We start from the raw sequence: 14,254 nt of genomic DNA, 5'->3' as shown, positions 1-14,254 counted from the left end.
CGATGGTTGCGAAGTCTGAGCGTATTCTGCTGATACCTGCTCATGCGTTTACAATTACCGTCTGCACTATCTGTCTGATGTCATTGATTTAACCCTCTCTGTTAACCCACCATAGAATAATTGCCATGGCCGTCAATCTCCCTCTTCCCATTCCTGAAAATCTGATCGCCGTTGCCGGTATTGAGCTCGGTCATGCCGAAGCGGGAATACGCAAGGCCAATCGCAAGGATGTGCTGGTGATGAAGCTGGCTCCGACTGCGACGGTGACCGGGGTTTTCACGAAAAACCGTTTTTGCGCAGCCCCCGTTCAAGTCTGTAAAGAGCATTTGTCCAATCGCAAAGCTGGCGCACCGATACAGGCACTCGTCATCAATACCGGCAATGCCAATGCAGGTACCGGCGAAAGCGGCTTGGCGGATGCCAACGCCACATGTGCTGCCTTGGCCAAACTGCTGGGTTGCGAAGCGTCGCAAATCCTGCCGTTTTCTACCGGTGTAATTCTTGAGCCCTTGCCAGTTGATCGCTTGGTGGCAGGCTTGCCACAAGCACTCTCGAATTTGAAAGCAGATAACTGGTATAACGCGGCCTTGTCTATCATGACGACCGATACCCAACCCAAGGCTGCTTCGCGCCAGGTAAAAATCAATGGTCACTCGATCACGCTGACCGGCGTGAGCAAAGGTGCTGGCATGATCAAGCCGAATATGGCGACCATGCTGGGTTTCATGGCAACCGATGCCAAGGTCGCACAACCGGTGCTGGATCACATGGTCAAGCAGGTCGCGGATCGTTCCTTCAATTGCATCACGATTGATGGCGATACATCGACCAACGATTCCTTCATCGTTATCGCAACCGGCACCTCTGCGCTGGAGATCAATGCGATCGATACGTCGGAATACACGGCGCTTGCCGATGCAGTTCTTGGCTTGTCGCAAGAATTGGCGCAAATGATCGTGCGCGATGGCGAAGGCGCAACCAAATTCATTACGGTGACAGTAGAAGATGGAATGGATGTGGAAGAGTGCCGCAAGATCGCGTATTCGATTGCCCATTCGCCGCTGGTAAAAACCGCCTTCTTTGCCTCCGATCCAAATCTTGGCCGGATTCTCGCCGCTATCGGCTACGCCGGTGTCGATGATCTCGATGTCAGCAAATTGAATCTGTATCTGGATGACGTCTGGGTAGCCAAGAACGGTGGCCGCAATCCTGATTACAACGAAGAAGATGGCCAGCGCGTGATGAAGCAAAGCGAAATTACCGTGCGCGTCAAACTCGGACGTGGCAAGGCAGAAGCCACCATCTGGACCTGCGATCTGTCGCATGAATACGTGACGATTAATGCCGACTACCGTTCCTGATCAGCCCGAATCACGGCGCTTGGATTGCCAGGAATAGATAGTGCCAATGTCGTCTATTCATTGATAGAACCTGAATTCATTAAGCGAAACAATGACTCAACTTGAACAATTTTTAACGCGTGCCGAAGCCTTGCTAGGCCGTCTGGAATCGATACTTCCGCCAGCCTATGTCGAACCTGACTGGAAGGCTGGGATTGCCTTTCGCTGGCGCAAATCCAATGGCAAGGATGGTCGCGGCTATTTGCAGCCGGTCGCACATATTTCGCCGATTGCATTGACCGACCTGCACAATATCAGCGCGCAAAAGCAGCAGATCGAACAGAACACCAGGCAATTCGTCGAGGGCTTGCCGGCCAATAATGTACTGCTGACCGGTGCACGCGGCACTGGCAAATCATCCTTGATCAAGGCGTGCCTGAATCAATATGCGGATCAGGGTTTGCGCCTGATCGAAGTCGACAAGGATGATCTTGGCGACTTGTCGGATATCGTTGATCTGGTTGCCGGTCGGCCCGAGCGTTTCATTATTTTCTGCGACGACTTGTCGTTTGAAGAAGGCGAGGGCGGTTACAAGGCCTTGAAGGTTGCGCTCGACGGCAGCATTTCTGCGCAATCCGACAACGTGCTGATTTATGCAACATCGAATCGCCGGCACCTGATGCCGGAACGTATGTCCGATAATTCGACCTATACGCACGGTGACGATGGTGATTTGCATCCAGGCGAAACGGTCGAAGAAAAAATCTCGCTGTCAGAACGCTTCGGTTTGTGGGTGACCTTCTATCCATTCCGGCAGGACGATTACCTGGATATCGTCGCGCACTGGTTGACGCATTTTGGCTGTAACGCTCAGCAAATCGAAGTGGCGAAACCAGAGGCTCTGCGGTGGGCCTTGCAGCGCGGTTCACGCTCCGGCCGCGTTGCGTGGCAGTTCGCCAAGGATCACGCGGGCAAAGCGTCCAAGTGATGATTTGCCGGGGCTTCACTCTCTGCTCTTTGATTTTCTCTCGTTTCGTCTGTACAGGTCCCCACCATGTCTGAAAAACTCGCCGTGCCTATCGATGTAGCGGTTGGCATCTTGATGAAACCGAACGGGGACGTCCTGTTGGGTCAGCGGCCGGATGGAAAGCCGTACGCAGGTTACTGGGAATTTCCAGGCGGGAAAGTGGAAGCCGGTGAAGCGATTCTGGATGCGCTGAAGCGTGAATTCGTCGAAGAGTTGGGGGTAGATGTCGTTTCTGCCGAGCCGTGGTGCGGTGTCGAGCATGTTTATCCGCATGCGCATGTACGGCTGCACTTTTACATTAGCCGGGAATGGCGCGGGAATCCGCAAAGTCTGGAAAATCAGGCGTTCGCTTGGCAGGGATGCGTGGGAGTCGAGCCACTGTTGCCGGCAACCATTCCCTTGATTAAATGGCTGGATGAGTTACGTAAATAAGTTATGTAACTTATTTACATAATTACGCTGCCTTATTCAGCGCCGGCGCCGGTTTAAACTGGGTACGCCGATTAAGGTTGGGGCGGTGGCGGTATATCTTCGTCGAGATCATCCAGCGGATTGACGACCGGGATCACATATTTTTCTTCGGCCCAGGCACCAAGATCGATTTGCTTGCAACGATTGGAACAGAATGGGCGAAATTTGCTTATTTCCGACCATTCCACTTTGGTGCCACAAGTAGGGCAATCGACTGTTGTAACCATAAATTATAGCTAATCAAAAACTGCACAAACTCAGCTCGAACGGCACATCGCCTTCGAACGCTTTCGGTTTCTTATCGCCATCTTGCGACGTAAAGCGTATCCACAACATGTACTTGTTGGCAGATATTTCGGGAATCGCACCCAGGCTTTCATCGATATTCAAACGCAGCATCTGGTAAGCCTTGCCCTGCAACATTTGCTGATAACTACCGCTTTGCGCAATCATTTTTACCGGCCGGCCGGATTCACGCAACAGGCGCAAGATCATTCCGATTGCATCGAACAAGGGCGCCAGCGGCGTAAACCATTTGTGGATGTCGGCGAGGCGCTGTTCGGCCGAATCGTGTTGCCATGCGTAATAGGACGGCAGATCGAACTCGCATGCCCCGCCTGGAATAATGGTGCGGCCACGTATGCTCATCAGCCATTCATTTTCACGGATGTGCTGTCCGGTTTTTCCTTGCGAGGCGACGAGTGCCGTGCTGATGCGTTCAATGTCGAACAGAATCGCATCCAGCATCTCTGCTTCGACATTAGGGTTGGATTTGAATCCGAGTAAGGTTTGCTTCTGGCGTTCCAGTTCCTGCAGCAGATCTGATTTCAGATCTGCGCGACCGGCGACTTCGAGCATTTCGAAAATCGTGGAGAGGGCGACGTGATGCTGCTGCGGGTGATCATGACCGACAAAGAAAGCAAATTTCTCGTACAGGTCTTCTAGCCGCAACAACGTGCGAATACGCTCGTTGAAAGGGTATTCGTAGACAATCAAAGTGGCATCCCTTTAAAGTTTAAACCGGGCAATACGAGGTAATTGTGTGATTCTGAACGAAGCTGAGGCAAATTACAAATGCGGGCGCAATTTTGTTTTTATCTTATGCTGCCCCAAGCCTAGATTTCAGACAGTTTCAGCAAATATTGTATGCAGGCTGGGCGTATCAGCTGATTTTCAAGCACCGCTCGTCAGCGAGATGTACAAATCATGCAAGCGCTTTACTTGCGGGCCTAATGCCGTTGCATCACCGTCGTTGAGGATGACATCGTCTGCCGCTGCGAGCCTGCTTGCGCGCGAGGCCTGCGTGGCGATGATGGCACGCACTTGTGCGGCGGTCAGATTATTGCGTTGCATCACACGGCGGATTTGCATTTCTTCCGAGCAGTCAATTGCCAGGACGCGCGACAGACGTTGCTTCCACAAGCCGGATTCGACCAATAATGGGATGACGACCAAAATATACGGCCCTTTTGCTTGCGCTGCGGCATGTTCCGTTTGGGCGCGTATCAGAGGGTGAAGAATCGCTTCAAGGCGTTTTCGTTCACGTGGATCGGCAAAGACCGCCTCCCGCATTTTGACTCTATCCATGGCGCCATCAGGTGCGATGAAGTCGGCCCCAAACGCTAGTCCTATCTGTGCAATTGCAGCGCCTCCTGCCGCTGTCAGTTGGTGCGCAATCAGATCCGTATCGATGACTGCAGCGCCGTGTGCGGCAAATAAGTCAGCAACCGTGCTTTTGCCGCTACCTATGCCGCCGGTCAAGCCTACTGAGAAACGGTGAGATATTGCTGACGCAGTCATCTGCTCAGTAAAGACCAAGATACATTTGTGTTAACGGCTTTCCGTAAAACAAAGTCAACATGCCGGCCGCCGCGAGGTAGGGGCCAAAGGGGATCGGGATATCGCGACCACGCTTCGCAAGCAAAATCAGCGCGATACCGACTACGGCACCGACCAATGACGATAATAAAACGATGGCAGGCAACATTTTCCAGCCCAGCCAGGCCCCCAGTGCGGCCAATAGTTTGAAGTCGCCGTAACCCATACCTTCCTTGCCTGTCACCAGCTTGAACAGCCAGTAAATCGCCCACAAGCTCAGGTAGCCGGCAGCGGCCCCAATCACGGCTTCTTGCAAAGGCACGAAAGTACCATTCAGATTGACGAGCAGCCCGAGCCATAGCAAAGGCAGCGTCAAATCATCCGGTAGCAATTGTGTATCAGCATCAATAAACGTCATTGCGATCAGAAGATAGGTCAACACGAGGGTAGACAGGCCGAGCCAGCCACTACCGAAATGCCAGATGAGTAAAGCGGATAACACGCCGGTCAACAATTCAACTATCGGATAACGAATTGAAATATGTGTTTTGCAGGCTATGCATTTCCCACGTAAAAATGCATAGCTGAAAACCGGAATGTTTTCCTTCGCGGTGATTTGATGCCCGCATTGCGGGCAAGCCGAGCGGGGCATCAGCAAATCGTAGCGATCCTCATGCGGCAAAGGCCGGCCGCTTTCATGCGCAACATAGTTATCCGATTCGCGCTGCATCATTTTCGGGATGCGGTGGATCACAACGTTGAGAAAACTGCCAATCAGCAAACCGAATATGCCGGCAAAGATTGCGGGCAGTGCACTACCCGCAGGTGCAGACCAAAGTAACTCCATCATCAGACCACAGAACCCAGTTTGAAAATAGGCAGGTACATTGCGATGACCAGACCGCCGATGAGTACGCCGAGAATCACCATGATGAGCGGCTCCATCAAACTGGAGAGCGAAGCTACCGCCTCGTCGACTTCATCTTCATAAAAATCTGCAACCTTACCGAGCATATTGTCCAGTGAGCCGGATTCTTCGCCGATAGATACCATCTGCGTGACCATATTCGGGAATACATCAGAATTTTGCATCGCGACCGTGAGGCTGACACCAGTACTGACGTCACTTTGGATTTTTTTTGTCGCATCCAGATAGACGGCATTGCCGGCTGCACCACCGACTGAATCCAGCGATTCAACCAGTGGCACGCCCGCAGCAAACATCGTCGCCAGCGTGCGGGTCCAGCGCGCAATGGTTGCCTTGCGAATCACGGCGCCGAAGATAGGCGCTTTCAACAGCAGTCTATCCATCGTGCGTTGCATTTGCAGCGAACGTTTCCATGATTGGAAAAATAGATATAGCCCGGCGAAAAGCAGGCCGAAGATCAAATACCAGTAAGAGACAAAAAAGTCGGAAATTGCCATTACCATCAAGGTGGGCGCAGGGAGATCAGCGCCAAAGCTCTTGAACACTTCCTTGAATGCCGGTACCACCCAGATCATGATGACGGCAGTCACTAGAAATGCGACCCCCAGAATGGCGACTGGATAGATCAATGCAGATTTGATTTTGGCCTTGATGGCGAGCGTTTTTTCCTTGTAGATAGCGAGGCGGGTCAGCAAGTCTTCCAAAATACCTGCCTGTTCACCGGCGCCAACCAGATTGCAAAACAGTGGGTCGAAATATAAAGGAAACTTCCGAAATGCCTGATTCAGGCTGGTGCCGGTTTCGACATCGGCGCGAATGTCTTGAATCAATTTCGATACCGAAGGATTGTCATTGCCTTTGGCAACGATATCAAACGATTGCAGAAGTGGAACGCCTGCCTTCATCATGGTGGCCAGTTGGCGCGTGAAAAGAGTGATGTCTTTATCCGAGACTTTCTTGCCGCTGCGGTAAGTTTTCTTTTTGACCTTGGTCACCAGCACGCCTTGGCGGCGCAGCGTTGCGTTGACAACGGACTCGCCGCCGGCACGCAATTCGCCGCGCACTATTTTTCCTGACTTGTCCTTGCCTTCCCAGGCAAAAACGGCTTCCTTGGCGAGTGTTGTACTTCCAACTTTACGTGCTGAAGTTGCCATCCCTAGACCTCTTTATTATTCGTTTGTACAACCCAGAATTTCTTCCAGACTGGTCATGCCCTGCTTCACTTTTCTCAAGCCTGATTCACGCAAGGAGCGCACGCCGTCTTTTTTTGCCTGCGCTTCGATTTCCAGCGAGGTACCGTGATTTAGAATAATGTGCTCAATTTCTTCGCTGATAGGCATGATCTGATAGATGCCCAAGCGACCTTTGTAACCACTGCCGCTGCAACGTTCACAGCCTACCGGTTTATATGGAAGCCACGTGCCATCTAGGTCATCTTCAGTGAAGCCTGCATCGAGCAAAGCTTCATCGGGAATCACCGTGGTTTGCTTGCACGAACACAAGCGTCTGGCCAGACGTTGGGCAGTAATCAAAATGACGGATGACGCGATATTGAAGGGAGCAACTCCCATATTCATCAAGCGCGTGAGCGTTGCTGGCGCATCATTGGTATGCAGTGTCGAGAACACCATATGACCGGTTTGCGCTGCCTTGATCGCGATGTCAGCGGTTTCCAGATCGCGAATCTCACCCACCATGATGATGTCCGGATCCTGACGTAGAAAAGCCTTGAGTGCGACTGGAAAAGTGAGGCCGGCTCTATCGTTGACATTGACTTGATTCACGCCGGGTAAATTGATCTCGGCAGGGTCTTCCGCGGTAGAGATATTGATGCCCGGCTTGTTCAGAATATTCAGACACGTGTAAAGCGACACAGTCTTGCCGGAGCCGGTGGGGCCGGTGACCAAGACCATGCCGTAAGGACGCTGGATGGCATTCAGCAATGTTTCCTTCTGGTCAGGGTCGTAGCCTAGCGCCTCAATCCCCATTTGTGCTTGCGAGCCATCCAGAATCCGCATGACGATTTTTTCGCCGAACAGCGTGGGCAGGGTGCTGACACGAAAGTCGATGGAGCGGGTTTTCGACATGACCAGCTTCATGCGGCCATCTTGCGGGACGCGCTTCTCTGAAATATCCAGCTTGGAAATAACCTTGATGCGCGATGCCAGCTTTTCCTTGATTGCCAGCGGTGGTTGTGCGATGTCGCGCAACACGCCGTCTACACGGAAGCGTATCCGATAAAACTTTTCGAAAGGTTCGAAATGAAGATCGGACGCGCCGAGATTGATCGCATCAACCAGAATTTTTTGCAGAAATTTGACGACCGGCGCGTCATCGATGTCGGTAGTGCCACCTTCGGTCGGCGCCGCCAGATCCTCTTCAACAAAATCAATCTCTAGGTCGTCGCCAATCAGTTCATTCAGATCCTGCTCTGCACTTTGCCCCAGTTTCTCTATCAGTTTGAGCAAGGTGGCATGATCGACAATGATCGGTTCCACCGTTAATTGCGTCTGAAACTTGATCTGGTCCAGTGCCTGCGCATTGGTGGGGTCTGAAATCGCTATCAGTACTTTATTGCCACGCTTGGCAAGCGCAATGACGCGCTGACTTTGCATCAGCTTGGTGTCGATAAGCTTGTCCGGCAGATTGCCGCTATTAAATGCTGCCAAATCAAGCAGGGGATAGCCAAAAGTCTGAGAGCAAAAGGCGGCCAGTCTGGTCGCATTCATGACTTCACTTTTCAGCAGCGCATCGATGAATGTACTTTTCTCGGTGGCAGCTTGCTTGGTCAGCGTATCGGCTTGCTGGGGCGTTATTTGTCCTGCCTGCAGCAATGCGCGCGCGAGGCCGGACATCGAATTATTTGACGCCGAACTAGGGAGAACTGCAGCCATTGTAGTTATGCCGAAAAGGTCGATTGAAACATCGAAGGTGCGTTAGATAATGCCTCTAAGCATCTGTTTTGTAAAGGTATCGGAAGGCTTGTTACTTCTTTGTGCTGCTAAATGCAACATTTGGCCGACGAGCGAGTTGCCGAGTAGATGATTGAGCATGCGTTACGGTGCCGGATGGCATAAGTCTGCAGGTTGATCGAACGTCTCCCTCTCCGCACGTGCTTTGCAGATTCGACTTTTCCAAGGGGGAATTTAGTGATTTCGATTAACCGCAAACTCGCTTAGTTTAAGCAGGGCATCCTTGAACTGGCTTGCGGGGAGTGTACCGATAGAAGCGGTAGCGCGTGCGGCGGCTTCTTCGGCTTTGCGCTTGGTATAGTCCAACGCGCCGGATGTGGTAACTGCAAATAGAACTGCATCGAAATGTTGCTCATCGCCATTCTCGATGCAACTGCGGACCAGTTCGCGTTGTTCGGCCGTCCCATGTTCCATTAGGTAAATCAGCGGCAGTGTGGCTTTACCTTCGCGCAGGTCATCACCGACATTCTTGCCGATGTCGTCGGCCTGGCCTGAGTAGTCTAGTACATCGTCAATCAACTGGAAGGCAGTGCCAAGAGAGCGGCCATATTCCGCGGCGGCTTCGATTTCTTCGTCCGATGCGCCGGCAATCAACGCACCCAGTTGCGCTGCCGCTTCAAATAACTTGGCAGTTTTGGAGCGAATGACCTGTGTATAACGCTCTTCCGATACGTCCGGATCGTGCATGTTCAGCAATTGCAGGACTTCGCCTTCCGCAATCACATTCGTTGCGTCAGCCAAAATCTGCATTATGCGTATATCGCCAACCGAGACCATCATCTGGAAAGCGCGCGAATAAAGAAAATCACCGACCAGCACGGAGGCCGCATTGCCGAACAGAGCATTAGCAGTCTTGCGGCCGCGTCGCAGCGACGACTCGTCGACTACATCATCATGCAACAAGGTGGCGGTATGGATAAACTCTACAACGGCTGCCAGTTGATGATGGTCGGTGCCGCGATAACTGTAAGCGTTTGCTATCAATAAAACCAGCACCGGTCTTATACGTTTGCCGCCAGCGCTAATAATATATTCAGCAATTTGGTTGACCAGTGCCACTTCCGAGTGGAGTTTTTGGCGTATCACCGTATCGACTGCGTTCAGATCTGCGGCGATGGGCTGGATGAGCAGGTTTTGTGCGGAAGCAATGGAAGCGGAAGCCAAGTGTAAGCCTGATGAATGAGCATGAACGAGCAAGAATTATACGACGACAAATGCAGCGCAAGCGCGCATGTTGCAGCCAAGGAACGCACTATTTCTTAAAAGACATGTATTAAGTACTCAAATTGATGTGATCAAGGGCTTTGACCGGCAGGGTAAGTCCATGTATAATTGGAGGTTTTCCCGATTCCGTCTGCGCAGTTTTTGGCGATTCGAAGAGAGAAAAGTCCTTTAATCAATTGATGAGGTTTCACATGTACGCGGTCATAAAAACCGGTGGCAAACAATATAAAGTTGTCGCTGGTGAAAAATTTAAAGTAGAACAGATACCGGCAGACATTGGATCCGAAATCACCCTTGATCAGGTGCTCGCATTGGGCGCAGGAGAAACCATTAAGTTTGGTGCTCCGCTGGTTGAAGGTGCTACGGTCCTTGCTACGGTTGTCTCCCATGGTCGTCACGAAAAGGTCACGATTTTCAAGATGCGTCGCCGTAAGCATTACCAGAAGCACCAAGGCCATCGTCAAAATTATACCGAATTGCAGATCGTTTCGATCAACGGCTAAGCCGCTGACTCGGACTAAACAGATACAAGGAGTCAGAAATGGCACATAAAAAAGGCGGCGGCACTACGCGAAATGGTCGTGACTCAGAGTCAAAGCGACTGGGCGTTAAAGTCTACGGTGGTCAGGCTGTCAACGCAGGCGGAATTATTGTTCGCCAACGTGGCACCAAAATGCACCCGGGCGAAAACGTCGGCATCGGCAAGGATCACACCTTGTTCGCACTGACAGATGGCAAGGTTGCATTCGTTACCAAAGGCGCATTGCAACGTCATTACGTTACAGTAGTACCTGCTTAAGTTTTTAAGCAAGCAAGGTAAGGCGAAAGCCTTCAATCGAAAGGCTCTGCCCCAGGTAGAGCCTTTTTAGTTTTATGGCGGCACAATTATGAAGTTTATCGACGAAGCAAAAATCGAAGTCATTGCTGGCGACGGCGGCAACGGCGTCGCCTCCTTTTGTCGTGAAAAATTCAGGCCGTTCGGCGGCCCTGATGGCGGCGATGGCGGCAAGGGCGGCAGCATCTGGGCAGTTGCCGATCGCAACATCAATACGCTGGTTGATTTTCGCTACTCAAAAATGCACAAGGCACGTGACGGCGAAAATGGTCGCGGTGCGGATTGCTACGGCAAGGGCGCGGACGACATCAAGCTGCGCATGCCGGTTGGCACATTAATCATCGACAATAACGACGGTGAACTGATTGCCGACTTGACCGAACACGGTCAAGAAGTCTTGATCGCCAAAGGCGGTGAAGGCGGCTGGGGCAATATTCATTTCAAATCGTCGACTAATCGTGCGCCGCGGCAGAAGTCCGAAGGCAAGGAAGGCGAACGACGGGAACTGCGGCTAGAGCTGAAGGTACTCGCCGATATCGGTTTGCTCGGGATGCCGAATGCCGGCAAATCCACCTTTATTTCGGCTGTTTCGAATGCACGTCCGAAAATCGCCGACTATCCATTTACTACACTGCATCCTAACTTGGGTGTGGTCCGTGTCAGCCACGAAAAGAGTTTCGTGATTGCCGATATCCCTGGCTTGATTGAAGGCGCGTCCGATGGTGCCGGTTTGGGTATTCAATTCCTGCGCCATTTACAACGTACGCGTTTGTTGTTGCATATCGTTGATCTGGCACCCTTCGACAATGTCGATCCGGTCAAGGAAGCAAAAGCCATCGTCAAGGAACTGAAAAAGTATGATGAATCGTTGTTCGACAAGCCACGCTGGCTGGTCTTGAACAAACTCGACATGGTTCCAGAAGAGGATCGCAAGAAGCGGGTAAAGGATTTCATCAAGCGCTTTGGCTGGAAAGGTCCGGTCTTTGAGATTTCCGCATTGACCCACGCTGGTTGCTCCGAGTTGGTCACTGAAATTTATGACTACATCGCGGTACAGCGTCAGGCTGAGCAGCGTTCTGAAGAAACAGATATCAGCGAAGAGGCGCGCCTGATCGATTCTATCGATCCGGACGATCCGCGTTTCAAAATCATCGACTGATATGTTTTATGCGGTATGTCCCGCGCGGGCCATACTGCATAGAAATCGCACTGCATTAAAGTAGCGTCCAGATAACGTTCAAGCAACGATAAAAACAGCGTCGGATCACAAAGCATGAACTCTGTCATTCAACAAGCCAAGCGCGTCATCATCAAGGTTGGTTCATCCCTCGTCACTAACGATGGCAAGGGTTTGGATGTGGCCGCCATCCAAAAATGGGCAGAGCAAATTGTCCATCTTCGTAGTCTCGGCAAAGAAGTTGTGCTCGTCAGCTCGGGCGCGATTGCCGAAGGCATGCAGCGGCTTGGTTTTGACAAACGGCCGACCGGTATCCATGAGTTGCAAGCATGCGCCGCAGTAGGTCAAATGGGCCTAGCGCAGATTTATGAAACCAGTTTTCGTCAACATGATGTACGTACTGCGCAAGTCTTGTTGACGCATGCAGATCTCGCTGATCGCGAACGTTATCTGAACGCGCGTTCTACGCTGTTCACTCTCTTGCGCCTCGGCGTAGTACCTATCATCAATGAAAATGATACGGTCGTTACCGATGAGATCAAATTCGGCGACAACGACACTTTGGGTGCCCTTGTTGCGAATCTGATCGAAGGCGATGCCTTGATTATTCTCACGGATCAGCGTGGCTTGTTTACTGCAGATCCACGCAAAGATCCTAATGCAGAATTTGTGCATGAGGCCAAGGCTGGAGATTTAACGCTGGAAGCCATGGCGGGTGGTGCCGGCAGCAGTCTCGGTCGCGGCGGCATGCTGACAAAAATTCTTGCCGCAAAACGCGCCGCATTATCGGGTGCGCATACAGTCATCGCCTGGGGACGTGAAGATCGCGTGTTGAGTCGTCTCGCCGCGGGGGAAGCAATCGGTACGCAACTGACGGCGCAAACTGCGCAGCTGACGGCCAGAAAACAATGGATGGCCGATCATTTGCAAACAGCCGGCAAGGTTGTGCTGGATGCTGGTGCAGTGCAAAAATTGACTGCGGAAGGTAAGTCCTTGCTGCCGATCGGTGTTATCGAAGTAAAAGGCGAGTTCGGTCGTGGCGATGTCATTACGTGTGTCGATGCCGAGGGTCGTGCGATTGCACGTGGCATGACAAACTACACCAGTTCAGAGGCGCGTCGCATCATGCGTAAACCGTCTGCAGAGATTCTGTCTATTCTGGGGTTCGTCGAAGAGCCGGAATTGATACACCGCGATAATCTTGTACTGCTTTAAAGCAGTTGGTGCGATCCCTGATCGCAATCAAGATTATCGTGGTCATGCGTTGGCATAGCGCGCCGATATTTACTCTCGCAACAAGTCGTCTGTCAGCGTCTTGCCGGATTTAAGCCGGTATAACATGTCTTTTTCCGGCCCAACCACGGTCAAATTGCTGCAGAAATAATCTGCGGAGAGGGCAGCATGCTGCCGGTTTGTCTTGCTGCGCACGATAGGTTCCCATTGATCGCGCCGGGAACGACCCCATGAGCCATCTTCGCGTCCAATCGCGTAAATCTTCTTTTCAAATGATGCGCAGCGAATACCTTCATAGCTGATATTTTTCGCGCCCGAAGAACTGGTAGCAACCAAGGTGTAGCGCACTACCCCATCTGTTCCTATGGAGAGCGACTTGCTATCTATGGCAAACGTCTGTGTTGCAGTGGGGCCGACATAAAAAGGCAGCAGGTTTTCTGTCTTGGGAGCTGGCGGTAACTCAGCTGCCATCTCTTCCCATGGCTTGTCCTCCTCATCGCTGTAGTTCTTATTGAATTCCAGCTGTTGCGCGAGGGAAATGTGTGTCACAACCAGCAGTGACAGGCTGAGCAGCGTGTGCTTTAGTTTGCGACTGAGTATGGAAGACTTATTCATTGTCAGGTTTGGTCTTTGCAGTGGATAGTTCGTCTGGTTTGCGCGACGGGTGCGTCTGGCGCAAATAACGTGCCGTATTGTGTGGGGCAGAATGCTGTGTCGGGCGCACTAAAAATCGCGATAGTTCTTGCAGCGCACGTTGATAAACATCGCGTTTGAATTCGATGACCACGTCGAGCGGTACCCAATAGTCATGCCAGCGCCAGGCATCGAATTCCGGATGCTCCGTCATACGCAAATTGACATCGCAGTCACGGCCTACCATGCGGAGCAAAAACCAGATTTGCTTCTGGCCCTTGTAATGGCCACGAATTTCCCGCTTGATGAAATGATCCGGCACTTCATAGCGCAACCAGTCGCGTGTACGTCCCATGATTTTGACGTGCTCCGCCCGCAAGCCGACTTCTTCTTCCAGCTCGCGATACATGGCTTGTTCGGGTGTTTCGCCGAATTTGATACCGCCCTGGGGGAACTGCCACGAGTGTTCGCGCACCCGCTTGCCCCACCACACCTCATTTTGGGCGTTGATCAAAATAATGCCGACGTTTGGGCGAAAGCCTTCACGATCCAGCATAGTGCACCTCAAACTTTCTGCGGCTAACGGTACCCTCAAT

The 14,254-nt window shown here is 51.9% G+C and carries 16 protein-coding genes; 7 read left to right on the top strand and 9 right to left on the bottom strand.

What is annotated here, in order from left to right; all coding sequences use genetic code 11:
* Nucleotides 1-125: 125 nt before the first annotated feature.
* From argJ to ACFQO0_RS12230, 3 genes are all read left to right on the top strand, one after another.
* Nucleotides 126-1,361, top strand: a complete 1,236-nt coding sequence (gene argJ / locus ACFQO0_RS12240; protein WP_382235016.1) for a bifunctional glutamate N-acetyltransferase/amino-acid acetyltransferase ArgJ — start codon at nt 126-128, stop codon at nt 1,359-1,361.
* 91 nt (nt 1,362-1,452) lie between these two features.
* Nucleotides 1,453-2,328 carry an ATP-binding protein gene (locus tag ACFQO0_RS12235; RefSeq protein WP_382235014.1) on the top strand — a complete coding sequence of 292 codons (876 nt, stop codon included), beginning with the start codon at nt 1,453-1,455 and terminating at the stop codon, nt 2,326-2,328.
* Nucleotides 2,329-2,394: 66 nt separating this feature from the next.
* Nucleotides 2,395-2,799, top strand: a complete 405-nt coding sequence (locus ACFQO0_RS12230) for an NUDIX domain-containing protein (RefSeq protein WP_382235012.1) — start codon at nt 2,395-2,397, stop codon at nt 2,797-2,799.
* A 71-nt stretch (nt 2,800-2,870) separates the two neighbouring features.
* Here ACFQO0_RS12230 and yacG read toward each other — a convergent pair whose 3' ends face one another.
* From yacG to ispB, 7 genes are all read right to left on the bottom strand, one after another.
* Complete coding sequence (gene yacG, locus ACFQO0_RS12225) at nt 2,871-3,065, bottom strand: DNA gyrase inhibitor YacG (protein ID WP_382235010.1); 195 nt, start codon at nt 3,063-3,065, stop codon at nt 2,871-2,873.
* A 13-nt stretch (nt 3,066-3,078) separates the two neighbouring features.
* Nucleotides 3,079-3,834, bottom strand: coding sequence for a cell division protein ZapD (gene zapD, locus ACFQO0_RS12220; protein WP_382235008.1), 756 nt, complete (start codon nt 3,832-3,834; stop codon nt 3,079-3,081).
* 177 nt (nt 3,835-4,011) lie between these two features.
* Nucleotides 4,012-4,638: a dephospho-CoA kinase gene (gene coaE, locus ACFQO0_RS12215; RefSeq protein ID WP_382235006.1), complete on the bottom strand. Its 627-nt coding sequence runs from the start codon at nt 4,636-4,638 to the stop codon at nt 4,012-4,014.
* A gap of 4 nt (nt 4,639-4,642) precedes the next feature.
* A complete protein-coding gene (locus ACFQO0_RS12210) occupies nt 4,643-5,503 on the bottom strand; it encodes a prepilin peptidase (RefSeq protein ID WP_382235094.1) in 861 nt (286 codons plus the stop codon).
* A 2-nt stretch (nt 5,504-5,505) separates the two neighbouring features.
* On the bottom strand, nt 5,506-6,738 hold the full coding sequence (locus ACFQO0_RS12205; RefSeq protein ID WP_382235004.1) for a type II secretion system F family protein: 1,233 nt from the start codon (nt 6,736-6,738) through the stop codon (nt 5,506-5,508).
* Nucleotides 6,739-6,753: 15 nt separating this feature from the next.
* A complete protein-coding gene (pilB, locus tag ACFQO0_RS12200; protein ID WP_382235002.1) occupies nt 6,754-8,478 on the bottom strand; it encodes a type IV-A pilus assembly ATPase PilB in 1,725 nt (574 codons plus the stop codon).
* A 252-nt stretch (nt 8,479-8,730) separates the two neighbouring features.
* The gene (gene ispB, locus ACFQO0_RS12195; RefSeq protein WP_382235000.1) at nt 8,731-9,720 is read right to left on the bottom strand and encodes an octaprenyl diphosphate synthase; all 990 of its coding nucleotides are present in this window, start codon (nt 9,718-9,720) and stop codon (nt 8,731-8,733) included.
* Nucleotides 9,721-9,971: 251 nt separating this feature from the next.
* Between ispB and rplU the strand changes: the two genes are divergently transcribed.
* From rplU to proB, 4 genes are all read left to right on the top strand, one after another.
* Complete coding sequence (gene rplU, locus ACFQO0_RS12190; RefSeq protein ID WP_112990891.1) at nt 9,972-10,283, top strand: 50S ribosomal protein L21; 312 nt, start codon at nt 9,972-9,974, stop codon at nt 10,281-10,283.
* Between the two features lie 38 nt (nt 10,284-10,321).
* Nucleotides 10,322-10,579: a 50S ribosomal protein L27 gene (gene rpmA / locus ACFQO0_RS12185; protein ID WP_382234998.1), complete on the top strand. Its 258-nt coding sequence runs from the start codon at nt 10,322-10,324 to the stop codon at nt 10,577-10,579.
* Between the two features lie 88 nt (nt 10,580-10,667).
* The gene (gene cgtA / locus ACFQO0_RS12180; RefSeq protein ID WP_382234996.1) at nt 10,668-11,774 is read left to right on the top strand and encodes an Obg family GTPase CgtA; all 1,107 of its coding nucleotides are present in this window, start codon (nt 10,668-10,670) and stop codon (nt 11,772-11,774) included.
* A 114-nt stretch (nt 11,775-11,888) separates the two neighbouring features.
* Nucleotides 11,889-13,007 carry a glutamate 5-kinase gene (proB, locus tag ACFQO0_RS12175; protein WP_382234994.1) on the top strand — a complete coding sequence of 373 codons (1,119 nt, stop codon included), beginning with the start codon at nt 11,889-11,891 and terminating at the stop codon, nt 13,005-13,007.
* A gap of 69 nt (nt 13,008-13,076) precedes the next feature.
* On the opposite strand, the gene ACFQO0_RS12170 is transcribed toward proB, so the two are convergent.
* Both ACFQO0_RS12170 and ACFQO0_RS12165 read right to left on the bottom strand, forming a co-directional pair.
* On the bottom strand, nt 13,077-13,640 hold the full coding sequence (locus ACFQO0_RS12170) for a CNP1-like family protein (protein ID WP_382234992.1): 564 nt from the start codon (nt 13,638-13,640) through the stop codon (nt 13,077-13,079).
* Nucleotides 13,633-14,214 carry an RNA pyrophosphohydrolase gene (locus ACFQO0_RS12165; protein ID WP_382234990.1) on the bottom strand — a complete coding sequence of 194 codons (582 nt, stop codon included), beginning with the start codon at nt 14,212-14,214 and terminating at the stop codon, nt 13,633-13,635. Before ACFQO0_RS12165 ends, ACFQO0_RS12170 begins: the two co-directional genes overlap by 8 nt.
* Nucleotides 14,215-14,254: the final 40 nt, after the last annotated feature.

This window comes from Herminiimonas aquatilis, assembly GCF_042665175.1.
In the GTDB taxonomy this organism is placed as follows: Bacteria; Pseudomonadota; Gammaproteobacteria; order Burkholderiales; family Burkholderiaceae_D; genus Oxalicibacterium; species Oxalicibacterium aquatilis.
The sequence above is the reverse complement of the archived record's forward strand: the minus strand, read 5'-3'. Positions and strand labels throughout refer to the sequence as shown.